Origin of the sequence: Rhodoferax sp., assembly GCF_011391645.1 — a bacterium.
Lineage (GTDB): Bacteria > Pseudomonadota > Gammaproteobacteria > Burkholderiales > Burkholderiaceae_C > Rhodoferax.
Genome location: NZ_JAABQC010000020.1, coordinates 1 through 24,594, shown reverse-complemented (window position 1 = coordinate 24,594; position 24,594 = coordinate 1). Strand labels below are relative to the sequence as shown.

The following is a 24,594-nucleotide window of genomic DNA, read 5'->3' as shown; positions in this document are numbered from 1 at the left end:
CATGAGCACCTTTGATTTGTTTGCCCCAGAGCCTGACGATGCCGCGCTGATGGCGCAACTGCGCCAGACCCTGCATGAGCATGGGCACCGTTATTACGTGCTGGACGCACCGACCCTGCCTGATGCCGAATATGACCGGCTGTTCCGGCAGTTGCAGGCGCTCGAGGCACGCCACCCCGAGCTGATCACGCCAGATTCCCCGACCCAGCGCATTGGCGGCAAGCCGCTGGACCAGTTTGCCCCGGTGCGCCACGCGGTGCCCATGCTGAGCATTCGCACCGAGACCGACACCCAGGCCAGTGGCGCCGAGAATTTTGATGCCCGTCTGCGGCGGGAACTGAATTTGACAGACGCTGACCCCGCCATCGACTATGTTGCCGAACCCAAATTTGATGGCTTGGCCATGAACCTGCGCTACGAGCAGCGCGTGTTGGTGCAGGCCGCCACCCGGGGTGATGGCGAAGTGGGGGAGGATGTGACGCAAAACATCCGCACCATTGGCCAGATTCCGCTGCGCCTGCCCGCTGCAGCACCTGCTGTGCTGGAGGTGCGTGGCGAGGTCTACATGCGCCGCGACGACTTCGAGGCGCTCAATGAAAAGCAGCGCGCCGCCGGGCTGAAGGCCTTTGTCAACCCGCGCAATGCCGCCGCCGGTGCGGTGCGCCAGCTGGACCCGGCCATTGCGGCACAACGACCCTTGAGCTTTTACGCCTATGGCCTGGGGGCAGTGACCCCGCCAGAAAGCGGGGGGCCGGCCTGGCAGAGCCACTTCGAGCTGATGCAAAGCCTGAAAACCTGGGGTTTTCCGGTCTCGGAGCTGGTCAGACAAGCAAGAGGCGCGGCCGCACTGGTGGCCTATTACGCCGCCATTGGCCAGCAGCGTGATGCCTTGGGTTTTGACATTGATGGTGTGGTTTACAAGGTCAACAGCCTGGCGCTGCAGCGCCAGTTGGGCTTTGTCACGCGCGAGCCGCGCTGGGCCGTGGCGCACAAGTTTCCAGCGCAGGAAATGCTGACCACCGTGCTGGCCATTGACGTGCAGGTGGGTCGCACCGGCAAGTTGACGCCGGTGGCCAAGCTGGCACCGGTATTTGTCGGTGGTGTCACGGTGACCAACGCCACCCTGCACAACGAGGACGAGGCCCGCCGCAAGGACGTGCGCGTGGGCGACACCGTGGTGGTGCGCCGCGCCGGCGACGTGATCCCTGAGGTGGTGAGTGTGCTGTTCGACAAGCGTGTGGACGATCCGGCCATGTTCACCATGCCTCGCCTTTGCCCGGTGTGTGGCAGTGCGGCGGTGCGCGAGGAGGGCGAGGCCGACTACCGCTGCACCGGCGGGCTGTTTTGCAGCGCCCAACGCAAGCAGGCCCTGTTGCACTTTGCCCAGCGCCGCGCGGTGGAAGTCGAGGGGCTGGGCGACAAGCTGGTTGACCAACTGGTTGATGCAGGCATCATCAACACCCTGCCTGACCTCTACCGACTCGGCTTCACCGCACTGGCCAGCTTGGCGCGCATGGCCGACAAGTCGGCGCAAAACATATTGGATGCGCTGGAAAAATCCAAGCAGACCACGCTGCCACGTTTTCTGTTTGGCTTGGGCATTCGCCATGTGGGCGAGGCCACGGCCAAGGCGCTGGCACGCCACTTTGGCAAGCTCGACGCCATCATGGACGCCCCCGAGGACGCCCTGCTGGCAGTGGCCGACGTGGGGCCGATCGTGGCCAAGAGCATTCGCACTTTTTTTGACCAGGCGCACAACCGCGAGGTGGTCGAGCAATTACGCGCCTGCGGTGTGACCTGGCCCGAGGGCGAACCCGCGCCGGTGGCGGCCCAGCCCTTAAGCGGTCAGACCTTTGTGCTCACCGGCACCCTGCCCACGCTGGGGCGGGAAGAGGCCAAGGCCCTGATCGAGGCCGCCGGCGGCAAGGTGGCCGGTTCGGTCAGCAAGAAAACCAGTTTTCTGGTGGCTGGCGCCGAGGCCGGCAGCAAGCTCGACAAGGCGCGCGAGCTCGGTGTGGCGGTGCTTGACGAAGACCAGTTGAAGGAGATGCTTGATGGCGGTGCGTGAGATTCTGAAAATGGGCGACCCGCGCCTGCTGCGCGTGGCCCAGCCGGTGACGGCGTTCGACACCGATGCACTGCATTTGTTGATCACCGACCTGCTCGACACCATGCGCGCGGCGGACGGTGCCGGGCTGGCGGCACCGCAGATTGGCGTTGATTTGCAGTTGGTGATTTTTGGCACCGACCGTGTCAACCCGCGCTACCCGCAGGCACCCATCGTGCCGCGCACGGTGCTGACCAACCCGGTGATCACGCCGCTGGGCACTGCCGAGGTGGAAGACTGGGAGGGCTGCCTGTCAGTGCCCGGGCTGCGCGGCAAGGTGCCGCGTTTCGAGCAGATTCGTTACACCGGCTTTGACCAGTATGGCGATCCCATCGACCGCACCGTGCAGGGCTTTCACGCCCGCGTGGTGCAGCACGAGTGTGACCACCTGATCGGCATGCTTTACCCCATGCGCATGCGTGACTTCACGCAGTTCGGTTTCACCTCAGTTTTGTTTTCGGGACTCGACAGCGCTGACGAGTAGCCCAATGGCATGCAATCCGGGGATGCCCCGGAACGGGTCCGCCCAAGATCAAGCCAGCGCTTCCAGCAACTCGGTCTCAATGGCGATCTGGGCCTTGTTTTCCTGCAATTCAGGCCCGTCAATCAGGAAGGTGTCATCAACGCGCTCGCCCAGGGTGTTGATCTTGGCCAGTTGCAGGTTGACCTTGTGCCGGGCCAGCACCCGGGCCACACTGTAGAGCAGGCCCACCCGGTCGCTGGCCGAGATGTTGAGCAGCCAGCGCTGGCCTTTTTCATCGGGTTGCAGACTCACGCGCGGGGTGATCGGGAAACTCTTGACCCTTCGCGAAACCCGACCCTTGCCAGGCGCAGGCAGCGGACCGGTTTGCATAATGGCACGCACCAATTCCGCCTCCACCATGCTGGCAAGTTCATGGTAGAGCTCATGCATGGCCTGGGTGGTGACCTGAAATGTGTCGAGTGCATAGTGGTTGAAGGCGGTATGCACGCGGGCCTCCAGAATGCTGAAGCCCCGATGCTCAAAGTAGCCGCAGATGCGGGCAAACAGATCGGGCTGATCGGGCGTGTAGACCAGCACCTGCAGGCCTTCACCCAGTGGCGACATGCGGGCCCGCACGATCGACTTGCCGGAATTCACATGGCGCGACAGTTGGCGGGTGTGCCAAGCAATGTCTGAGGCGTCATGGCGCATGAAGTAGCCCACATCAACGGTGTCCCACAAGGCCTTGTGCCCCTCGAAGGGCTGAGCGTGCAGGGCCAGTTGGATCAGGGCCTCGCGCTTGCGGGTTTCAACCTCGACATGGGGATCGGCGGCGTGGCCACCCAGCACGCGCAGGGTCAGACGGAACAGGTCTTCGAGCAGCTTGCCTTTCCAGGCGTTCCACACCTTGGGCGAGGTGCCGCGAATGTCGGCCACGGTGAACAGATAGAGCGCGGTCAGGTAGCGCTCACTGCCCACGCGCTTGGCAAAGGCGGCGATCACGTCGGGGTCGCTGAGATCGGTTTTCTGGGCCACGCGGCTCATGGTCAGGTGTTCCCGCACCACAAAAGCGATGAGTTCGGTGCTTTCCCGGCTCACATCGTGCTGTTTGCAAAAGCGCAGAGCTTCAACTTCACCCAGCACCGAGTGGTCGCCGCCACGGCCTTTGGCGATGTCATGGAACAGGGCCGCCACATACAGTACCCAGGGCTTGTCCCAGCCGCTTGCCAGTTGCGAGCAAAACGGGTATTCGTGGGCATGTTCGGCAATGAAAAACCGCCGCACATTGCGCAACACCATCAGCACATGCTGGTCCACCGTGTAGACATGGAACAGGTCATGCTGCATCTGCCCGACAATTTTGCGAAAGGCCCACAGGTAGCGCCCCAGCACCGAGGTTTGGTTCATCAGCCGCAAGGCGTGGGTCACGCCGCTGCCATGCCGCAGAATTTGCATGAAGGCCGCGCGGTTGACCGGGTCCCGGCGGAAGTCGCCGTTCATCAGGTCGCGGGCGTTGTACAGGGCACGCAGCGTGCGAACTGACAGTCCATTCATGTCGGCAGTCTGAAATACCAGAAAGGTTTCCATAATGGCATGTGGCTCACGCCGGTAGATATCGTCGCTGGCGACCTCAAGCATGCCCCCCTTGTCGGAAAAATGGGCATTGATGGGACACGGCTCATGGGTGCTCGGGCTCAGGCGCTCTTCGATGTTGAGCAGCAGAATCTGATTGAGCTGGGTCACGGCCTTGGCAGCCCAGTAGTAGCGTTTCATCAGCGCCTCGCTGGGGCGAACCAGGGAACGCTTGTCGGTGGTGGCGGGCGGCGCCTCAAAACCAAAGGCTTGGGCCACGGCGTTTTGCATGTCGAAAACCAACCGGTCTTCGCGCCGCTTGGCGATCAGGTGCAAGCGGGTTCGTATCAGCCAAAGCAGGGCTTCGTTGCGTTTGATTTGCTGCACTTCAAAGGCTGTGGCCAGTCCATTTTCGGCGAGCTCGTTCCAGTTGGTGCCCAGGCCTGCCGCTTTGGCTACCCACAGAATCACCTGCAAATCGCGCAGGCCGCCGGGGGACTCCTTGCAATTGGGTTCCAGTGAATAAGGCGTGTTGTCGAACTTGTTGTGGCGCTGGTTCAGTTCCAGGGTTTTCGCCACAAAAAAAGCATGGGGGTCCATGGCCGCAACAAATTGCTGCCTGAACTGGTCATAGATGATTGCATCACCCGTGATGAGGCGCGACTCCAGCAACGAGGTCTGCACCGTCACGTCCCGGCGCGCCTCGTTCAGGCAGTCTGCCACCGAGCGCACGCTGGAACCAATCTCCAGCCCCGCATCCCAACAACTGCCGATAAAGCCCTCGACGCGGTTTTTAAGATCAGCGTCATGTTCCAGCATGATGTCGTCGGACAGCAGGACCAGCACATCCACATCCGAATAGGGGAACAATTCGCCGCGGCCGTAACCGCCCACGGCTGCCAGCGCCAGGCCGGGTGGGAATGCCGCGTGCAGCCAGAGCGTCATCAGGGTCTGGTCGGCCAGCTTCGACAGCTTGCCCAGCGTGCTGCCCACGCTGCGCGTGCTGCGGCCACCCTCTGCCAGCGATTGAAAAAGAGCCGCTTTATTGGTGCGAAATTCCTCGCGCAGCGCTTTGAAGTCCGACATGGGCTTTCCCTGGAAAACGCCTGTCAGGCGACAGACAGGTGGACCGCAGGTGCTGCGGGCATGACAAACTCCGGGATGGCCGGACTGTTGGCCGACAGCGTCAGGACCTCGTATCCGGTCGGTGTGACCAGCACGGTGTGCTCCCATTGCGCTGAGAGTGAGTGGTCTTTGGTGACGATGGTCCAGCCGTCCCCAAGTTCCTTGATGTCCTTGCGACCGACATTGAGCATGGGCTCAATGGTGATGGTCATGCCGGCTTTGAGCTGGTCCAGGGTGCCGGGTTTACCGTAGTGCAACACCTGCGGATCCTCATGAAAGTTTTGACCTATGCCATGGCCGCAGTACTCGCGCACCACGCTCAGGCCCTGGCTTTCGGCAAAGCTCTGAATGGCGTGGCCGATGTCGCCCAGGTAAGCGCCGTCGCGCACTTTCATAATGCCCTTCCACATGGCTTCATAGGTGAGTCTGCAAAGTCGCCGGGCCGCCACCGAGACCTCTCCCACCATGTACATGCGGCTGGAGTCGCCATGCCAGCCGTCCTTGATCACGGTCACGTCAACGTTGATGATGTCGCCTTTTTTGAGCGGCTTGTCGTTGGGAATACCGTGGCAGACCTGGTGGTTGATTGAGGTGCAGATGGATTTTGGGTAGGGGCTGTGGCCTCCCGGCGCATAGTTCAAGGGAGCCGAGATGGCCCCCAGCACACGCGTGGTGTAGTCCTCGGCCAGACGGTCGAGTTCGTTGGTGGTCACACCGGGCTTCACAAGTGGAGCCAGATAGTCCAGCAATTCAGCGGCCAGGCGGCCCGCAACGCGCATGCCGGCAATGCCTTCGGAATCTTTGATGGTGATCGTCATGGTGCAAATTATCCCATTGCGATCAAGAACCATTATTTGTAAGTGTTTCAGACCGGCGCTGCGCGTTGCAGGCTTGAAGCAAGGGAAAATCGCGGGTTATTCAACTCACCCGTCAAACTTCTGTGATCAGCCACAAAATCTGCGTTGCGCCCATGCTGGACTGGTCTGACAGGCATTGTCGTTACCTGCATCGGCTGCTGTCGCGTCACGCCCTGCTCTACAGCGAGATGGTGACCACCGGGGCTCTGATTCATGGCGACCGTGCGCGGCACCTGGACTTCAGCGCGGTTGAGCGGCCGCTGGCGCTGCAACTCGGCGGCAGTGAACCTGCCGACTTGGCACAGTGCGCGCGCATGGCTGAAGAGTGGGGTTACAGCGAGGTCAACCTGAACTGTGGCTGCCCCAGCGAGCGGGTGCAGCGCGGAGCCTTCGGCGCCTGTTTGATGCGCGAGCCGGCCCTGGTGGCAGACGGCGTGAAAGCCATGCTGGATGCGGTGTCGATCCCGGTTACCGTGAAGCACCGCATTGGCATCGACAAAACAGAGAGTTATGACTTTGTGCGCGACTTTGTTGGAACGCTCAGCCTGGCCGGGTGCCGCACTTTCATCGTGCATGCGCGCAACGCCTGGCTCAAAGGCCTCAGCCCGAAGGACAACCGGGAAGTGCCGCCGCTGCGATATGAGTCGGTGTACCGGCTCAAACTGGATTTTCCGGCGCTTGAATTTGTCATCAACGGCGGCATCACCCAAACGACCCAGATCGTGCAACACCTGCAGCAGGTGGATGGCGTCATGCTGGGCCGCGAGGCATACCACAACCCGTGGTGGCTCAGCGAATGGGACCAGCAGTTTTTTGCCGATGCCAGCCAGTCAAGCCAGACCCGCGAGTCGGTCGAATTGCAGATGGTGGCCTACATGAATCAGCAGGCCCTCAGGCACGGCACACCCTGGCAAGTCATCGCCCGGCACATGCTGGGTTTGCGCCACGGCCTGCCTGGCGCGCGCCGCTGGCGCCAAGTCTGGAGCGACCACAAGCTCAAGGGACTGCCGCCAGAGCAGGTCATGGCACTGGCGCACGGGCAAGCCGCGCTTGCGGGATGATTGAACTCAGTGGGCAGAGGCGGGTTTGTGCGACATGAGCCGGTCGGTGTAGGCGATGGCGATCGCCGAAAGCAAAAAGGTGATGTGAATCGCGGTTTGGGCAATCAGCACCTTGTCACTGTAATTGGCGGCATTGATGAATGTTTTGAGCAGGTGAATTGAGCTGATGCCAATGATGGCCGTTGCCAGTTTTACCTTTAACACTGAAGCGTTCACATGGCTGAGCCACTCGGGCTGGTCAGGGTGACCTTCAAGATCGAGGCGAGAGACAAAGGTTTCATAGCCCCCCACAATCACCATGATGAGCAGGTTGGAAATCATGACCACGTCAATCAGCGCCAGCACCACCAACATGATGATGGTCTCGTTCAGCGCCGTGACGGTCACGTCCGACTTGTAGCCAATACTGTCGACCAGAGCCTGCAGCGCGTTCTGGTTGCCGAAGACCGCCTCCAACAGATGCACCAGTTCCACCCAAAAGTGAAATACGTAAACGCCTTGTGCTGCAATCAGGCCGACATAAAGTGGCAGCTGCAGCCAGCGGCTGGCGAAGATAAAACGGGGGATTGGACGCATATAGACCGGTTTGTGAGTTGACGTGGGTTCAGACATGGAAGCCTCGGGTAGAGTCGGTGAGGCCCGATTCTATGGGGTTGGCTTGTCAAGTTTGTGTCAGTCAGTGGCCTGTAAGTGCCAGCCGTGACATTATCGGGAGAACTTTGTTTAACTAGAGGAGACCTATCCGTGACCACACCAAATACTGCTGTTGAATCCACCTTGGTTGAAAACCGTGTTTTCCCGCCGAGCGAGGCCACCGTCAAGGCGGCCCGCATCTCGGGCATGGATGCCTACAACGCCCTGTGCGCCGAGGCAGCCAATGATTTTGAGGGTTTCTGGGCCCGTCTGGCCCGCGAAAACGTGGTCTGGAACAAGCCATTCACGAAAACCCTTGACGAGTCCAACGCGCCTTTCTACAAGTGGTTTGACGACGGCGAACTCAACGCCTCGGCCAATTGCCTGGACAAGCACATGGGGACGCCCAACGAGAACAAGGTTGCGGTGATTTTCGAGGCAGACGACGGTGCCGTTACCAAGACCACTTACAAAGAGTTGCTGGCCAAGGTTTCCCAGTTTGCCAACGCGCTCAAGGCCAGGGGCATCCAGAAAGGTGACCGCGTCCTCGTCTACATGCCCATGACGCTGGAAGGCGTGATCGCCATGCAGGCTTGCGCCCGCATTGGCGCCACTCACAGCGTGGTGTTTGGCGGCTTTTCTGCCAAGGCCCTGCAAGAGCGCATCATCGACGCCGGCGCAGTGGCCGTGGTCACCGCCAACTTCCAGATGCGCGGTGGCAAGCAGTTGCCCCTGAAATCGATCGTGGATGAAGGCCTGGGCCTGGGTGGCTGCGAGTCCATCAAGACTGTGTTTGTGTTTGAGCGAACCACCGCTGCCTGCAACATGGTCGCTGGGCGTGATGTCACTTTCACCGATGCACTGGCTGGCCAAAGCACCGAATGCGCGCCGGTCATGGTGGGTGCCGAGCACCCCCTGTTCATCTTGTTTACGTCCGGCTCCACCGGCAAACCCAAGGGTGTTCAGCACGCCACAGGCGGTTTCTTGCTGTGGTCCAAGTTGACCATGGACTGGACGTTTGACCTGAAGGCCGACGACGTGTTCTGGTGCACAGCCGACATCGGCTGGATCACCGGCCACGCCTACGTGGCTTACGGCCCCCTGGCCGCGGGCGCTACCCAGATCATCTTCGAGGGCATTCCGACCTACCCGAACGCCGGCCGTTTCTGGCAGATGATCGAGCGCCACAAGTGCACCATTTTCTACACCGCGCCCACGGCGATTCGCTCACTGATCAAGCTGGCCGAAAGTGACGAGAAGTTGCACCCTGACCGCTCAGATCTGTCGAGCCTGCGCATTCTTGGCTCGGTCGGTGAACCCATCAACCCGGAAGCCTGGATGTGGTACTACAAGAACATCGGCCATGAAAAATGCCCGATTGTGGACACTTTCTGGCAGACCGAAACCGGCGGCCACATGATCACACCGCTGCCAGGCGCAACACCGCTGGTGCCCGGTAGCTGCACCTTGCCGCTGCCTGGCATCATGGCCGCCATCGTGGATGAAGCCGGTCACGACGTGCCAAACGGGTCGGGTGGCATGCTGGTGGTCAAGCGCCCCTGGCCCTCGATGATCCGCACCATCTGGGGCGACCCGGAACGTTTCAAGAGCAGCTATTTCCCGGCTGAAATGGGTGGCACCTATTACCTCGCTGGCGACGGCGCGGTGCGCAGTGAAGACCGCGGCTATTTCCGCATCACGGGCCGGATTGATGACGTGTTGAACGTGTCGGGCCACCGCATGGGCACCATGGAAATTGAATCTGCCCTGGTGGCCAAGACCGACTTGGTTGCTGAGGCCGCCGTGGTGGGCCGCCCTGATGAGATGACGGGCGAGGCCATTTGCGCGTTTGTGGTGTTGAAACGTGGTGTGCCGACTGGCGACGAAGCCAAGGCCATCGCCAAGGAATTGCGTGACTGGGTAGCCAAGGAAATTGGCCCGATTGCCAAGCCCAAGGACATCCGTTTTGGTGAAAACCTGCCAAAAACCCGTTCAGGCAAAATCATGCGCCGTTTGCTGCGTTCGTTGGCCAAGGGTGAGAACATCACCCAGGACACGTCAACGCTGGAAAATCCGGCTATCTTGGGCCAGTTGGGTCAAGCTTACTGAGGCCAGTCAAGTCAGTCAAAAAGCCCGCAATTGCGGGCTTTTTTTTGGTGGCCGGGGGCTCTTATTTGAGCGACAACATCCAGGTCACCAATTGTTTGGCCTCTGCGTCGCTGACCTGGGGGTTGGCCGGCATGGGAATGGCGCCCCAGACACCTGAGCCGCCCTGCTTGATCTTGGCAGCCAGTTTGGCTGTCACATCCTGGCCGGCATATTTTTTGGCAACATCCTTGTAAGCGGGACCGACGACCTTTTTTTCGACCGCATGGCAAGCCATGCAGTTTTTCTTTTGTGCCAGTGCCTGATCTGCCAAAGCGGGTAAGGCTACAACGGCCGTCGCAAGCAAGGCAAAAAGAGTTCGCTTCATGCTGGAGTCCTTTGAAAAGATGGGTTAGAGTCTGAACCGGACCATTGTAATTAGCATGAATCATGCAGGTTGCAGCGGCTTCGATCTCTCGGTATGAAAGGTGACTATGTATTTGCTGGGTTTGGGTATTGTTTTACTGTTGCTGAAGTACCTGGCCATCGGACCTGTTGCCGCTTGGTCCTGGTGGTGGGTGCTGACGCCATTTGCTTTGGCCGTGGTCTGGTGGACCTGGGCTGATGCCTCAGGCTTCACCAAACGCAAGGCCATGGAGATTGAGGAAAAGCGTGTGCGGGACCGGCGTGACCGAACCAAAAGCGCGCTGGACACCAATTACAAAAACAAGAAAGACTGACTCAGGCGTAGTCATCCAGCACCGCGCCCTTGCTGGCGGTGGATGCATTGAAGGCGAACTTGGCTTGCACACCACGCGTGTAGCGCGGCGCAGGAGCCGTCCAGGCGGCACGCCGCTTGGCAATAACGTCATCGCCCACATTGAGCTGCAGCAGCAACTGGTGGGCGTCGATGGTGATCGCGTCGCCTTCTTCAATCAGGGCAATGAGGCCGCCAACCGCGGCTTCGGGAGCCACATGGCCCACCACCATGCCCCAGGTGCCGCCAGAAAACCGGCCGTCGGTGATCAGGCCCACGGACTCACCCAGGCCCTGGCCGACCAGGGCGCCTGTTGGCGCCAGCATCTCAGGCATACCTGGGCCTCCCTTGGGCCCAAGGTAGCGCAACACCATCACATCGCCGGCCACAATTTTGTTGGCCAGAATGGCTTTGAGGGCCGACTGCTCGTCTTCGAAGACACGCGCCGGGCCGGTCATGACCGGATTTTTCAGGCCGGTGATCTTGGCCACGCAGCCTTCTGGCGCCAGATTGCCTTTCAGAATGGCCAAGTGGCCCTGGGCATACATGGGATCGTTCATCGGGCGAATCACATCCTGATCAGCGCGCGGCGCGGCGGGAATGTCCTTCAGGACCTCGGCGATGGTCTGCCCAGTGATGGTGAGGCAATCGCCATGCAGCAAACCGGCCCCAAGCAGCATCTTCATCACTTGCGGGATGCCACCGGCCCGGTGCAAGTCTACCGCCAGGTATTTGCCGCTGGGTTTGAGGTCGCACAGCACCGGGGTTTTGGCGCGCACGCGCTCAAAGTCGTCGATGGTCCATTCCACACCTGCCGCGTGGGCAATGGCCAGAAAGTGCAACACGGCGTTGGTCGAGCCACCGATGGCCATTACCACGGCAATGGCGTTCTCGATCGACTTGCGGGTCACGATGTCGCGCGGCTTGATATCCTTCTTGACGGCCTCAATCAGCACCTTGGCTGATTCTTTGGCCGAGTTCATTTTTTCGTCATGCGGGTTCGCCATGGTACTGGAGTAGGCCAGTGAGATGCCAAGCGCCTCGAAGGCCGAGCTCATGGTGTTGGCGGTGTACATGCCACCACAGGATCCCGGGCCGGGAATGGCGCGGCGCTCGATCTCCAACAAGTCTTCATCACTCATGCGCCCGGCAGCGTTTTCGCCCACGGCTTCAAACACGCTCACAATGTTGAGATCCTGCCCCTTGTAATGGCCGGGCAAAATAGTGCCTCCATAGACATAAATGGCGGGGACATTGGCGCGCAGCATGCCCATCAAGCCGCCAGGCATGTTTTTGTCGCAACCGCCAATCACCAGCACGCCGTCCATCCACTGGCCCTGCACACACGTCTCGATACAGTCGGAAATCACCTCGCGGCTGACAAGGCTGTATTTCATGCCCTCGGTGCCCATTGACATGCCGTCCGATATGGTGGGGGTACCAAACACCTGGGCATTTCCGCCAGCCTCTTCAATCGCTGCTATGGCAGCATCGGCCAGCTTTTGCAGGCCCGAGTTACAGGGTGTGATGGTGCTGTGGCCATTGGCGACACCAATCATGGGTTTGGTGAAGTCATCACCTTCGTAGCCCATGGCGTAATACATGGACCGATTGGGGGCGCGCGATTTGCCCTCGGTGATGTTTTTGCTGCGCGGATTCATGACGACGGGTTTGATATCCATATTGACTCATTGGGGTTGGGTTGCAGTTTTCAGGGTAAACGCCGGGTCCAAGTGCGTAACGCCTGAAGCTATTTTAAAGACCGTTGGCCGTCAAAATCGGCTTTTGCTTGCGAGACAATGCCAACCATGCTGATTCATCCTGAAATTAATCCTGTCGCCCTGCAACTTGGTCCGCTCGCCATTCACTGGTATGGCCTGACCTACCTGGCCGCCTTTGGCTTGTTTGTGTGGCTGGGGCGGCTGCGGCTGCGCCATGAGCCCTTTGTTTCCTCGACAGGAACCAACGCCTGGCGCAAGCAGGATGTTGAAGACATTCTTTTTCTCGGGGTGGTTGGCGTGGTGCTGGGAGGCCGCCTGGGTTATTGCCTTTTTTACAAGCCGCTGTATTACGCCGCTCATCCGCTGGAGATCTTTGCGGTGTGGCAAGGCGGCATGAGTTTCCATGGCGGCATGCTGGGCGTGATATTGGCCATGATCTGGTTTGCGCATTCGCGTGGCCGGCATTGGCTGCAAGTGGCCGATTTTGTGGCACCCTGTGTTCCCACCGGGCTGGCCGCCGGGCGCGTGGGCAACTTCATCAATGGGGAGTTGTGGGGCAGGGTGGCCAGCCCGGATTTGCCATGGGGCATGGTGTTCAAGGGGGCGGGTGATTTGCCGCGCCATCCGTCGCAGTTGTATCAGATTTTGCTGGAGGGCTTGCTGCTGTTTGTCTTGCTATGGCTGTATGCCCGTAAAGAACGCGCGCAAGGACAAGTGTCCGCCATGTTCCTGCTTGGCTATGGGTTGTTCAGATTTGTTGCCGAATTTTTCCGCGAGCCAGACGCCCACCTTGGCTTGTTGTCGCTGGGGATGAGCATGGGGCAATGGCTTTGCCTGCCCATGATCTTGGGCGGTTTGGGCTTGTGGTGGTGGGCTGGCACGCAGCCACAAAAGATCAGATAACAATTTCAGGCCCAAGATGCCGGCAAAAATCAAATTCGAACTTGACGAGGGCGTCGCGCACGTCACACTCAGCTACCCCAGGCGTTTCAATGCCATGTCGCGCGCCATGTGGCGGGATCTGCGGTCTGCGTTTGAACGCATTCAGGGCATGACCGACGTGCGCTGTGTGCTGGTGGCGGGCGATGGCGCGCATTTTTGCGCGGGTGGCGATATCTCGGAATACACAAGCTTCCGGTTTCATGAGGCCGCTTTGCGAGAGTTTCACGAGGTGGAAGTGTGGGGTGCCCTGAGCGCCATGCTGGCTTGCGATGTGCCATTGGTGGCGCAAATTGAGGGCAACTGCATGGGCGCGGGTGTCGAGATCGCCAGTTGTTGCGACATCCGTCTGGCGGCAGAATCAGCCCGTTTTGGTGCCCCCATTGCCAGGCTGGGGTTTCCAATGGCACCGCGCGAGGCCGCGCTGGTCGCGCGCGAGGCAGGTCTGGCAACAAGCCGCCAGATGTTGCTTGAAGCCGCAGTGTTCAGTGCGCCAGACATGCTCCAGCGCGGTTTTTTGAGCCGTGTCGTTGCCGATGTCGACGTCAGCGCCGTCGCACAAGCCACCGTGCGTCGCATTTCTGAATTGGCGCCACAAGCGGCGCGCCTGAACAAGCAAACCCTTCGGGCGCTCAATCATGGGCAACTGCCAGGCTTGCTGGCCACGGCCTACGACTACGCTGACAGCGCCGAGCAGCGCGAGGGCATCAGTGCCTTTCTGGAAAAAAGACCGCCGAGGTTCTGATAAGTCACCAGCGCCACCCGAGGCAATCCAAAGAGGAAATCACCGTGTCCGAAGTTTCTGCCAATCTTTATGCGCACCTGCGCGCCGCGTTCCCGGTTGACCTGGATGCAGTCGCCGTCGAAACCGACTCAGGTGACTGTTACAGCTGGCGCGACCTTGACCGCGGTACCGCCATGCTGGCCAATTTTTTGCAGTCGCTGGGGTTGCCGCACGACGCACGCATTGCAGTGCAGGTTGAAAAGTCGGTTGAGGCACTGATGCTGTACCTGGCCACGCTGCGCGCCGGTTTTGTTTTTTTGCCGCTTAACTCCGCATACCAAAGCGCCGAGATTAACTATTTTCTAGGCGACGCCGAACCTGCCGTGGTGGTGTGCAGTGCGCAAAATTTCGGCTGGGTCACCACGCTGGCGTTCAGCGCCGGCACGCGCTGGGTCTTCACCCTGAACGACGACCGGTCTGGCTCGCTGCTGGAACGCGCAGCTCAAGCCTCGGACCAGCATGCCGTGGTGTCCAAAATGCCTGATGATCTGGCGGTCATCATCTACACCAGCGGCACCACGGGGCGCTCCAAGGGCGCCATGTTGACGCATGGCAACATGCTGAGCAACGCGCTGGTGTTAAAGGATTTCTGGGGCTGGCGCAGTGCGCAGCAAGGCGGCGACGTGTTGATTCATGCGCTGCCCATTTTTCATGTGCACGGCTTGTTTGTGGCGATTCATGGCGCGCTCATCAATGGCAGCAAGATGATCTGGCTGGCCAAATTCGATCCCAAGCTTGTTTTGCAACATCTGCCGCATGCCACTGTGTTCATGGGTGTGCCGACCTTGTATGTGCGATTGCTGGCCGAACCGGGCCTGAACCATAGTGCAACGCGACACATGCGGCTGTTCATTTCAGGCTCGGCACCCCTGTTGCTCGATACCTTCAAGGCTTGGCAGGAACGCACCGGCCATGCCATTCTGGAACGCTACGGCATGAGTGAGACCATCATGCTCACCTCAAATCCTTTGCAGGGCGAGCGCCGCGGTGGCACGGTCGGCCCGCCGCTGCCGGGGGTGAGTTTGCGGGTCATAAGCGGGCAGGGCAGAGAACTGGCAGCCGGCGAGATCGGCGACATCCAGGTAAAGGGCCCCAATGTGTTCGCCGGATATTGGCGTATGCCGGAGAAAACAGCTGAAGAATTTACGTCCGACGGATTTTTTAAGACGGGTGATGTCGGTCAGCTGGATGCATCCGGTTACGTGACCATCGTGGGTCGCAGCAAGGACCTCATCATCAGCGGCGGCTACAACGTCTATCCGGCGGAACTGGAGAGTTTTATCAACGATTTGCCCGGCGTCTCCGAAAGTGCGGTGGTGGGCGTGCCGCATGCTGATTTTGGCGAGGTGGGCGTGGCAGTGGTGGTGCCAAAGCCTGGGGTGCAGCTGGATGCGGGGCAGATTCTGGCCGCACTCAAGGCGCGCCTGGCCAATTACAAAGTGCCCAAGCAATGCCATGTGGTGGCCGATTTGCCGCGCAACGCCATGGGCAAGGTGCAAAAGAATTTGTTGCGCACCCAATACCGCTGAGGCGGTCATGCCGCCGGGCAACCAAGGCGGCAAGAGTCCGTCCTATCTATCGCAACACCAGCACAGGAATATGCGAATGGGTGAGAACCTGTTGGGTCTCGCTGCCCAGCAGCAAACGCTTGACGCCCTTGCGACCATGGGACGCCATCACGATGAGATCGCATTTGTGCTTGCGCGCTGTGGCAATGATGGCGTCCGACACAATGTCCGACTTGACAGTCAGGGCGCGCGTCTTGACACCTTGCGCCTCAGCTGTTGCCTTGACCTCGTCCACCACGGCCTGGCCCTCTTCTGACCATTGTTTTTCAATGCGCCCGACCTCTGCCGCCTGCAAAGCCAGGCCGCCTTCAAAATAACTCTGGGGATAACGGGGAACCACTTTCAGAGCCACCAGGCTGGCGCCGGTGAGGGCTGCCAGGGAAATGGCACTGCTGACGGCTTTCTTCGACAAGGTCGAGCCATCAGTTGCAAGAAGTATTTTGTCGTACATGATCGTCTCTCCAGCAAGTTGAAAGTATCAGCATACACCCTGTGGGGATGTTATGAAATTGATAAATGTCAGGTAAATTACGACCCTTGTCAGTTACCCTAGCAAGATGTCGTCCTTGATGTCCAGTCTCCCCGCTTTTGAAGAACCCAGGCTTTCATTGTCAAAGGCTGGTGGCGATGGGGCGTTTCATGAACAGCCAGCCGCGCCGGACCTGACGCTGCTCGACGAAGAACAGGAATGGACCGCTTTCAGCCGGCCCGTGGCACAGCAGCCCGGGCGCTGGGAGTCCAATGTCATGATCGAAGGCATGTATTGCGCGGCCTGTGCGCTGACCATCGAGGATGCCATCCAGAGCGTGCCGGGCGTGCGCAGCGTCGAGGTTAGCGCAGGCAGTCACCGAGCCAAGGTGGTTTGGGAGTCGCAGGCTGTGTCGCCCTCGGGCTGGATGCGGGCAGTGCATAAAGCGGGTTACCGGGCGCTTCCAGCCAACGACGTCTTCGCCCGTGAGCGTCGCCTCGTCGAGTCGCGCAAGGCTTTGTGGCGAATGATGGTCGCCGGCCTGTGCATGATGCAGGTCATGATGTATGCCTACCCCGCCTATGTGGCCCAACCCGGTGATTTGACCCTGGAGATGGAGCAGTTGTTACGCTGGGCCTCCTGGGTGCTGAGTTTGCCAGTGATTTTTTTCTCATGCGGTCCCTTTTTCAGTGGTGCCTGGCAAGATGTGCTGCATCGGCGCGTCAGCATGGATCTGCCGGTGGCGCTGGGCATGCTGATCACTTTTGTGGTCAGCAGCGTCGGTACCTTTGACCCAACGGGTATTTTTGGCCACGAGGTGTATTTTGATTCGCTGACCATGTTTGTGTTCTTCCTGCTGGCCGGGCGCTGGCTTGAGTCGCGCCTGCGTGACAGGACAGCAGGCGCCCTTGAGACCTTGATGAACCGCCTGCCAGACAGCGTTTTGCGGCTCATGCCCGACGGCCAGTTTGAACGCGTTGCTGTCCGGCGCCTGCAGGTCGGTGATGTGGTTCGTGTTTTGCCGGGGGAAGCTTTCCCCGCCGATGGCGTGTTGTTGCAAGGCCATACCTCGGTGGATGAGGCCTTGTTGACCGGTGAGTCACGGCCGTTGACTCGCCAGGTGGGCGATGAGGTGATCTCTGGCAGCCATAACCTGTCTGCCATGGTGCAAATGCGGATCGACCGGGTGGGCGAGCAGACGCGATTTGCCCAAATCGTCAACCTGATGGAAAGCGCATCCACCAGCAAGCCTGCCATGGCGCGACTGGCTGACGTCATCGCCAAGCCTTTTTTGATCGGGGTGCTGATTGCTGCCGGCCTGTCTTGTGCCTATTGGTGGCAAACCGACCCTGAGCGCGCGCTGATGGTGGCGGTCTCTGTGCTGATCGTCACCTGCCCTTGTGCGCTGTCTTTGGCGACACCCGCGGCCATGCTCTCCGCTGCGGGGGCGCTGGCCAAGCGCGGCGTGTTGGTGCGTCGCCTCACTGCCTTCGAATCCCTGGCCGAAGTGGATACCGTGTTGTTTGACAAGACCGGAACCCTGACGCGTGATGCCATGGTTGTGAATCAAATTCATGTTCGGCAGGGCGCGACGCGGCAACAGGTCCTGGCGCTTGCGGCAGCGCTGGCGCAAAACTCCCTGCACCCGCTTTCCAAGGCTTTGGTGACGGCGGCCACGCTGGAAGATACGCTGGAACACTGGCGGGTGGTGCAAACAACGGAGCATGCAGGGCAGGGGGTCAGCGCTGAGGTAATTCCGGCGAGCGGGTCGGAGTCGGCGATTCGCCTGCGCCTTGGGTCGGCCAGCTTTTGCGGCGTTACGCCAGCCAATGCCAGCACTTTGCAGGTCCATTTGAGTGATGAAGCCGGCTGGCTGGCCAGCTTTGAATTTCAGGAAGATATTCGTCAAGATGCACAGGACACCGTGGCCGCCCTGCAGCGAGCGGGCATTAGCGTGTATTTGTTGTCAGGCGATGCCAGCGATGCGGCCCACCGGGTGGCGGAAAAAGTAGGCATTGGTGAAGTCCGGGGTAACTGCTCACCGCAGGATAAGCTTGATTTTTTGCGTGAATTTCAAGACCAGGGGCATAAGGTTGCAGTTGTCGGCGATGGCTTGAACGACGGACCGGTATTGGCAGGGGCGCATGTATCTTTTGCCTTTGGTCAAGCCGTACCTTTGGCGCAAGCCCAAGCAGATTTTCTGGTTTCAGGTGGACGTTTGACAAATGTGGCTGATGCTCTGATGCTGTCACGGCGCACGTTGACCGTTGTCAGACAGAATCTAAGTTGGGCCGCCATCTATAACGCGGTCTGTGTGCCTTTGGCTGTTTTTGGACTGATCCCGGCATGGCTGGCGGGCCTCGGTATGGCAAGCAGTTCCTTGCTGGTGGTTGTCAATGCATTGCGTTTATCAAAAGACGCGCAGTTTGAACGGAAAGCTTGATGGATATCTTGTATTTTTTGGTGCCACTGTCGGTTATCCTGATATTTTTTATCATCGGCGGGATTTGGTGGGCCATATACAGTGGACAATTTGATGATGTGGAAAAAGAGGGGGAAAGAATTCTGAAAGATGGTTAGAAATTTTTGTAATTATTTGATCTGAATCAAACGGCGCGAGCCATGCCTCATGCATACTGCGCCGCTCAATCTAAAAGAGGTGAACATGGCATTTGCAAATTCGCAGGCAACAACTTACAACGACAAGGTTGTAAGGCAGTTTGCCATCATGACGGTGGTGTGGGGCGTGGTGGGTATGCTGGTCGGAGTGATCATCGCCGCCCAGTTGGCTTGGCCCGAGCTCAACATGGGTATTTCCTACTTGTCGTTTGGGCGATTGCGTCCATTGCACACCAATGCTGTCATTTTTGCCTTTGGTGGTTGCGGTTTGTTTGCCACCTCTTACTACGTGGTGCAGCGCACCTGCCAGGTGCGCTTGTTCAGCGACAAATTGGCAGCTTTCACCTTTTGGGGTTGGCAGTTGGTCATTGTGCTCGCCGCGATTTCGCTGCCTTTGGGTTACACCGCAGGCAAGGAATATGCTGAACTGGAATGGCCCATCGACATCCTGATCACGCTGGTTTGGGTGACTTATGCCCTGGTCTTCTTTGGCACCGTGGGTACCCGCAAGGTTAAGCACATTTATGTGGCAAACTGGTTCTTTGGTGCCTTCATTCTGGCGGTTGCCTTGTTGCACCTGGTCAACAGCGCGGCAATCCCCGTGGCGCTCATGAGCATGAAGTCTTACTCGGCCTACGCGGGTGTGCAGGATGCCATGGTGCAGTGGTGGTATGGTCACAATGCTGTGGGCTTTTTCCTGACCGCCGGCTTTCTGGGCATGATGTACTACTTCATTCCCAAGCAGGCAGGTCGCCCGGTCTATTCCTACCGTCTGTCCATTGTGCACTTTTGGGCACTCATCTTTACCTACATGTGGGCGGGCCCGCATCACTTGCACTACACCGCCTTGCCCGACTGGACGCAGTCCATCGGTATGGTGTTTTCCCTGATTTTGCTGGCTCCGAGCTGGGGTGGCATGATCAACGGCATCATGACCTTGTCCGGCGCCTGGCATAAACTGCGCGATGACCCGATTCTGCGTTTCCTGATTGTGTCGCTGTCGTTCTACGGTATGTCCACATTCGAGGGACCGATGATGGCGATCAAGACGGTCAATGCCTTGTCGCACTACACTGACTGGACCGTTGGTCACGTGCACTCGGGTGCGCTGGGCTGGGTCGGACTGGTTACCATGGGTTCGATGTATTACCTGATTCCGCGCCTGTTTGGTCAAAAGCAGATGTTCAGTGTGAAAGCCATCGAAGTTCACTTTTACATGGCCACTATCGGCATCGTGCTCTACATTGCGGCGCTTTGGATTGCCGGCGTGATGCAGGGCCTGATGTGGAGGTCCATCAATCCTGATGGCACCCTGACCTATACCTTCGTGGAGTCAGTCAAGGCCAGCTATCCGTTCTACGTGCTTCGTCTGGCGGGTGGTCTGTTGTACTTGTTGGGCATGATCCTCATGTTGTGGAACACGATCAAAACAGCCACAGCAGGTCGTTCGGTCACGGTCAATATCCCCGCCGTTGTTGCACACGCTTGAGGCACAAAAATATGTCTAATTCAAATAAAAGCGGCGGAATGTCGCACTCAACGATCGAAACCAACAACGGATTGATGATTGTCCTGATCCTGATCGTGTTGTTGTTTGGTGGTCTGGTTGAAATCGTCCCTCTGTTCTTCCAGAAATCAACCACGGTGGCAGCGCCAGGCCTCAAGCCTTATAACGCGCTCCAGTTGGCCGGACGGGACATTTACACCCGCGAGGGCTGCTACAACTGTCATTCACAGATGATCAGGCCGTTCCGTGCTGAGACCCTGCGTTACGGCCCTTACTCCAAGGCCAATGAGTTTGTTTATGACCATCCTTTCCAATGGGGCAGCAAACGCACCGGGCCAGACCTGCACCGGGTCGGTGGCAAGTACAGCGACCAGTGGCAGATTACCCACCTGAACAATCCGCGTGACTTGGTTCCCGAGTCCATCATGCCGGCTTATCCATGGCTGATGAACACTCCCGTGGATGCTGCCAGCATGCCATCGCACATGAAGGCGCTGCGTAAAGTGGGCGTCCCATACACCGACGCTGAAATTGCGGCGTCGGTAGAGGAACTCAAGGGCAAGACCGAGATGGATGCCATGGTGGCTTACCTCCAGGTTCTTGGCACAACCTCCAAGTAACAAGAGGAAACTCGTATGGACTTTGATGTCAACACGCTACGCTCGCTGGTTACTGTGGTGAGCTTTCTGACCTTCATCGGAATCATTGCCTGGGCGTATTCCCGCAAGAATTCCGCTGACTTTGACAAAGCCGCCAACCTGCCTTTTGAGCAGGATTGACTGTCACACTGATTGGAAAAAAAATGAGCGATTTCACAAGCAATTTTTGGGAAATATACATCGCCGGCATCACCTTGGTCAGCATTATTGCTTGCCTGGTATTGCTGGTTATCACCGGAAAGATGAAAGCCTCTACCTCCGGTGACAACACCACCGGCCATGTCTGGGATGGTGATTTGCGTGAGATGAACAATCCTTTGCCGCGCTGGTGGAGCTACATGTTTGTGATCACCATTGTCTTTTCTCTTGTGTATCTTGTGCTCTATCCTGGCCTGGGTAGCTACCCCGGCACCCTGGGGTGGAGTTCTGACAAGTTGCATGCTGACGAGGTCGCCAAGGGTGAGGCTGAGACCGCGCCGATCTACGCCAAGTTCAACGGCATGAAGCCCGAGGATGTGGCCAAAGATGCGCAGGCCATGGCCATTGGCGAACGCTTGTACAGCAACAACTGCGCACAGTGCCACGCATCGGATGCCCGCGGTAACAAGGGCTTTCCAAATTTGACCGACGCTGACTGGTTGCACGGCGGGACGCCAGAGAAAATCAAGGAAACCCTGGTTGCCGGTCGCAATGGCAACATGCCTCCCATGGCTGCTGCGGTTGGGAGTGCCGATGATGTCAAAAACGTAGCTCAATATGTTTTGAGCCTCTCGGGCAGTCCACATGACTCCACACGTGCAGCGCTGGGCAAAGAAAAGTTTGCTGTATGTGCTGCCTGCCACGGTGCAGATGGCAAGGGCATGCTGGCAGTGGGTGCGCCCAATCTGACAGACAACATCTGGCTACACGGTTTCGGCGAAAAGGCTATTGTCGAAATGGTCAACAACGGCAAGGTCAATGTCATGCCGGCACAAGCCCAACTGACGGAGTCACAAATTCATGTGTTGACTTCCTACATCTGGGGCATGTCCAACAAATAAGCGTATCAGCCTGCGCTCCAAAGACTTGGCCTCCCTGCAAAGGGAGACCGGGTTTTTTTATTTATGGGCCAGAACATACTCGCTGTGCAACTGTTGGTAACTTAACCCACTTCTTTATCCAACGTAACTGAGATCACAAAATGGAAAATTCTGCAAATGTAGCTCCCGCCCCTTGGTGGAAGTTCGGCTTTGTCTGGATGGTCATTGCCGGACCGGCAATTGTGGTGGTGGCTGGGTTTGTGACGCTCTACCTGGCGATGAGTCGTCCTAATGAGATCATTTATGACGACAGTTACTTTCAGGCACGTCAGTCAGACCAGTCCATTGAGGCGCGCAGAAAAGAAAGCAGTTTGGCACCAGCCATCGCGGGCCGCAACCATGCTACAACCGGTATCGTTCCAAAAAGCGATTGATAGCCCAAGGAAGTGGAGCTATTTGGGGTTCACGATTTCTTGAAGGGCCGTTGTATTGACGATACGGACATGGCGTTGCTTGACTTCAACGATGCCGTCTTCAACAAATCTTGAAAAGGTGCGGCTAATCGTCTCAAGTTTGAGTCCCAAAAAGCTTCCTATCTCCTCACGCGTCATACGCAGGATCAATTCTGATTGTGAAAAACCGCGAGCATGCAACCGCTGTGCCAGATTCAACAAGAACGCAGCCAATCGCTCTTCCGCACGCATGCTACCCAGCAGCAGCATAACGCCGTGTTCCCGCACGATTTCACGGCTCAAAATTTTGTGGACATGGTGCTGCAGTGCATTCACTTCCCGTGACAAGTCCTCAATTTCTGTAAAGGGCATGGCACAAATTTCTGCATCTTCCAAAGCAATGGCGTCGCAGGTATGGTGGTCATTCACAATGCCATCCAAACCGATCACTTCCCCGGCCATTTGAAAACCGGTGACTTGATCCCGACCGTCCTCTGAGGTGATGCGGGTCTTAAAAAAGCCGGTTCTGATGGCATACAGATTGTTAAACCTGTCACCATTGTGATAAAGCGTTTCACCCCGTTTGATTTTTTTACGGACTCCAATGATCGCGTCGATACGATCAAGGTCTCCTTCGCTTAAGCTGATAGGCATGCATAATTCACGCATGTTGCAGTTTGAACAAGCAATTTTGATGGTCTGATAATTCATTGGGCTTATTTTGACACTCTTTAATGCGGTTATCTGACGTACATCAATTTTATGCAGAGGGAAAGGGGAGGGCTCTAACTTGGAATTTATTGATCATCGTCAAGAATAATACGGATTTCGATGGCATATTCAAATAGATTTCAAAGGAATGAGAATGATCGACAGCGCCGCTGAGCCTATTTCCGAGAGCTTGATTCGTCAATATGACGTGTCCGGTCCTCGTTACACATCTTACCCAACGGCAGACCGATTTGTAGAAGCGTTTACTGCTCAAGACTACGTACAGGCACTTGAACTGAGGCGCTCCGGAGCTTCTGCTTTGGCATTGCCACTGTCTTTGTATGTGCATATCCCATTTTGTGAGTCCTTGTGCTACTACTGCGCCTGCAACAAGATCATCACCAAACACCATGACCGCGCGACGGCCTACATCAAATACCTCAGTCGCGAGGTAGATCTGCACACCCAGCACCTGGGAACTGCTCAACCTGTCTCTCAGTTGCACTTTGGTGGTGGTTCACCGACCTTCCTGTCGGATGATGAGTTGCGCGAAGTGATGGACATGTTGCGCCGGAATTTCAATCTCGCACCCAATGGCGAAAATTCGATCGAGATTGACCCACGCACGATTGACAATAGCAGGTTGGATGCTTTGTTCGAGATGGGCTTTAACCGTCTGAGCTTTGGCGTGCAGGATTTTGATCCAGCGGTTCAGAAAGCTGTGCATCGTATTCAGCCTGCGGATCAAGTGTTTGATTTGGTGCACGCCGCCCGTGAACGTGGCTTTGAGTCGATTAATGTTGATCTGATTTACGGGTTGCCTGAGCAGACCCCCGAGTCTGTGGACCGGACTATGGCTCAAATTTCTGAACTCAAGCCTGACCGTATCGCGCTGTATGCCTACGCGCACTTGCCAGAACGGTTCAAACCACAGCGCCGGATTTCGTCATCCGAGATTCCAACGGCTGCCGCAAAAGTCACCATGCTGTCCCGATCGATGGCTGCGCTAATGGCTGCGGGCTATGTTTACATTGGTATGGACCACTTCGCCTTACCTGATGATTCATTGGCAATTGCCAAGCGCCAAGGACGATTGCACCGCAATTTCCAGGGCTACAGCACGCAGCCTGACTGCGACATGATTGGATTTGGCGTGTCGTCCATCGGGCGAGTTGGCGCGACATACAGCCAGAACGCTAAGACCCTGGAAGAGTATTACGATTTTCTTGACCAAGGACATTTTCCGATCGTCAAGGGGCTGGCCTTGTCGAAAGATGATTTACTGCGCAGAAGCGTGATCATGGCATTGATGTGCCAGGGAAGATTGTCTTTTGAGTCGATCGAGCTAGCGTACCTCATCAACTTCAGCGAATATTTTGCCAAGGAATTGGAGATATTGAACGGGCAGGTCGCTGAGGGATTGGTCGAACTTGATGATGGTGGCATACAGGTGACCTCCAAGGGCTGGTTCTTCGTGCGGGCGGTC

Annotated in this window: 23 protein-coding genes; 16 read left to right on the top strand and 7 right to left on the bottom strand. The window is 57.9% G+C overall.

Going from position 1 to position 24,594, the window contains the following annotated elements:
• The first annotated feature begins 1 nt into the window (after nt 1).
• Nucleotides 2-2,068, top strand: coding sequence for an NAD-dependent DNA ligase LigA (ligA, locus tag GPS82_RS04495; RefSeq protein WP_296491447.1), 2,067 nt, complete (start codon nt 2-4; stop codon nt 2,066-2,068).
• Complete coding sequence (gene def / locus GPS82_RS04490; RefSeq protein ID WP_296491445.1) at nt 2,055-2,591, top strand: peptide deformylase; 537 nt, start codon at nt 2,055-2,057, stop codon at nt 2,589-2,591. Before ligA ends, def begins: the two co-directional genes overlap by 14 nt.
• A gap of 48 nt (nt 2,592-2,639) precedes the next feature.
• On the opposite strand, the gene GPS82_RS04485 is transcribed toward def, so the two are convergent.
• Together GPS82_RS04485 and map are read right to left on the bottom strand one after the other, a co-directional pair.
• Nucleotides 2,640-5,228, bottom strand: a complete 2,589-nt coding sequence (locus GPS82_RS04485) for a [protein-PII] uridylyltransferase (RefSeq protein WP_296491440.1) — start codon at nt 5,226-5,228, stop codon at nt 2,640-2,642.
• Nucleotides 5,229-5,251: 23 nt separating this feature from the next.
• Nucleotides 5,252-6,085 (bottom strand): type I methionyl aminopeptidase, encoded by an 834-nt coding sequence (map, locus tag GPS82_RS04480; RefSeq protein WP_296491438.1) that lies wholly within the window; start codon nt 6,083-6,085, stop codon nt 5,252-5,254.
• Between the two features lie 98 nt (nt 6,086-6,183).
• On the opposite strand from map, the gene dusA reads away from it, so the two are divergent.
• Nucleotides 6,184-7,185 (top strand): tRNA dihydrouridine(20/20a) synthase DusA, encoded by a 1,002-nt coding sequence (dusA, locus tag GPS82_RS04475; RefSeq protein ID WP_296491467.1) that lies wholly within the window; start codon nt 6,184-6,186, stop codon nt 7,183-7,185.
• A gap of 6 nt (nt 7,186-7,191) precedes the next feature.
• Here the strand turns inward: dusA and GPS82_RS04470 are convergent, their stop codons facing one another.
• Nucleotides 7,192-7,797, bottom strand: coding sequence for a YqhA family protein (locus tag GPS82_RS04470; RefSeq protein WP_296491435.1), 606 nt, complete (start codon nt 7,795-7,797; stop codon nt 7,192-7,194).
• Nucleotides 7,798-7,929: 132 nt separating this feature from the next.
• Between GPS82_RS04470 and acs the strand changes: the two genes are divergently transcribed.
• Nucleotides 7,930-9,927, top strand: a complete 1,998-nt coding sequence (gene acs / locus GPS82_RS04465) for an acetate--CoA ligase (protein ID WP_296491433.1) — start codon at nt 7,930-7,932, stop codon at nt 9,925-9,927.
• 61 nt (nt 9,928-9,988) lie between these two features.
• Here acs and GPS82_RS04460 read toward each other — a convergent pair whose 3' ends face one another.
• Complete coding sequence (locus tag GPS82_RS04460; protein WP_296491431.1) at nt 9,989-10,291, bottom strand: c-type cytochrome; 303 nt, start codon at nt 10,289-10,291, stop codon at nt 9,989-9,991.
• Between the two features lie 106 nt (nt 10,292-10,397).
• Between GPS82_RS04460 and GPS82_RS04455 the strand changes: the two genes are divergently transcribed.
• The gene (locus GPS82_RS04455; RefSeq protein WP_296491428.1) at nt 10,398-10,643 is read left to right on the top strand and encodes a TIGR04438 family Trp-rich protein; all 246 of its coding nucleotides are present in this window, start codon (nt 10,398-10,400) and stop codon (nt 10,641-10,643) included.
• Between the two features lies 1 nt (nt 10,644).
• On the opposite strand, the gene ilvD is transcribed toward GPS82_RS04455, so the two are convergent.
• Nucleotides 10,645-12,342 (bottom strand): dihydroxy-acid dehydratase, encoded by a 1,698-nt coding sequence (gene ilvD / locus GPS82_RS04450; RefSeq protein WP_296491426.1) that lies wholly within the window; start codon nt 12,340-12,342, stop codon nt 10,645-10,647.
• Nucleotides 12,343-12,468: 126 nt separating this feature from the next.
• Here ilvD and lgt point away from each other — a divergent pair, with 126 nt between their 5' ends.
• Genes lgt through GPS82_RS04435 form a run of 3 tightly spaced genes read left to right on the top strand, consistent with a single transcriptional unit; the run spans nt 12,469 to nt 15,633 of the window.
• Nucleotides 12,469-13,284, top strand: a complete 816-nt coding sequence (lgt, locus tag GPS82_RS04445) for a prolipoprotein diacylglyceryl transferase (RefSeq protein ID WP_296491465.1) — start codon at nt 12,469-12,471, stop codon at nt 13,282-13,284.
• Between the two features lie 16 nt (nt 13,285-13,300).
• Entirely contained in the window at nt 13,301-14,065 is a 765-nt protein-coding gene (locus GPS82_RS04440; protein WP_296491423.1) for an enoyl-CoA hydratase/isomerase family protein, read from the top strand.
• A gap of 44 nt (nt 14,066-14,109) precedes the next feature.
• Nucleotides 14,110-15,633 carry a malonyl-CoA synthase gene (locus tag GPS82_RS04435; RefSeq protein ID WP_296491422.1) on the top strand — a complete coding sequence of 508 codons (1,524 nt, stop codon included), beginning with the start codon at nt 14,110-14,112 and terminating at the stop codon, nt 15,631-15,633.
• A 46-nt stretch (nt 15,634-15,679) separates the two neighbouring features.
• On the opposite strand, the gene GPS82_RS04430 is transcribed toward GPS82_RS04435, so the two are convergent.
• Entirely contained in the window at nt 15,680-16,123 is a 444-nt protein-coding gene (locus tag GPS82_RS04430; protein WP_296491419.1) for a universal stress protein, read from the bottom strand.
• A gap of 118 nt (nt 16,124-16,241) precedes the next feature.
• Between GPS82_RS04430 and GPS82_RS04425 the strand changes: the two genes are divergently transcribed.
• The 7 genes from GPS82_RS04425 to GPS82_RS04395 all read left to right on the top strand — a co-directional run bounded on the left by GPS82_RS04425 (nt 16,242) and on the right by GPS82_RS04395 (nt 22,379).
• Nucleotides 16,242-18,584, top strand: a complete 2,343-nt coding sequence (locus GPS82_RS04425; RefSeq protein WP_296491417.1) for a cation-translocating P-type ATPase — start codon at nt 16,242-16,244, stop codon at nt 18,582-18,584.
• Complete coding sequence (gene ccoS / locus GPS82_RS04420) at nt 18,584-18,721, top strand: cbb3-type cytochrome oxidase assembly protein CcoS (protein WP_296491414.1); 138 nt, start codon at nt 18,584-18,586, stop codon at nt 18,719-18,721. Before GPS82_RS04425 ends, ccoS begins: the two co-directional genes overlap by 1 nt.
• Before the next feature lie 85 nt (nt 18,722-18,806).
• Entirely contained in the window at nt 18,807-20,249 is a 1,443-nt protein-coding gene (gene ccoN / locus GPS82_RS04415) for a cytochrome-c oxidase, cbb3-type subunit I (protein ID WP_296491413.1), read from the top strand.
• Between the two features lie 11 nt (nt 20,250-20,260).
• Nucleotides 20,261-20,887, top strand: a complete 627-nt coding sequence (ccoO, locus tag GPS82_RS04410; RefSeq protein WP_296491411.1) for a cytochrome-c oxidase, cbb3-type subunit II — start codon at nt 20,261-20,263, stop codon at nt 20,885-20,887.
• Nucleotides 20,888-20,902: 15 nt separating this feature from the next.
• Nucleotides 20,903-21,046 carry a cbb3-type cytochrome c oxidase subunit 3 gene (locus GPS82_RS04405; RefSeq protein ID WP_296491409.1) on the top strand — a complete coding sequence of 48 codons (144 nt, stop codon included), beginning with the start codon at nt 20,903-20,905 and terminating at the stop codon, nt 21,044-21,046.
• A 23-nt stretch (nt 21,047-21,069) separates the two neighbouring features.
• Nucleotides 21,070-21,966 (top strand): cytochrome-c oxidase, cbb3-type subunit III, encoded by an 897-nt coding sequence (ccoP, locus tag GPS82_RS04400; protein WP_296491406.1) that lies wholly within the window; start codon nt 21,070-21,072, stop codon nt 21,964-21,966.
• Nucleotides 21,967-22,106: 140 nt separating this feature from the next.
• On the top strand, nt 22,107-22,379 hold the full coding sequence (locus GPS82_RS04395) for a FixH family protein (RefSeq protein WP_296491403.1): 273 nt from the start codon (nt 22,107-22,109) through the stop codon (nt 22,377-22,379).
• 18 nt (nt 22,380-22,397) lie between these two features.
• On the opposite strand, the gene fnr is transcribed toward GPS82_RS04395, so the two are convergent.
• Complete coding sequence (fnr, locus tag GPS82_RS04390) at nt 22,398-23,108, bottom strand: fumarate/nitrate reduction transcriptional regulator Fnr (RefSeq protein WP_296491400.1); 711 nt, start codon at nt 23,106-23,108, stop codon at nt 22,398-22,400.
• Nucleotides 23,109-23,262: 154 nt separating this feature from the next.
• On the opposite strand from fnr, the gene hemN reads away from it, so the two are divergent.
• On the top strand, nt 23,263-24,594 hold a 1,332-nt coding region (gene hemN / locus GPS82_RS04385; RefSeq protein WP_296491398.1), incomplete at its 3' end, for an oxygen-independent coproporphyrinogen III oxidase.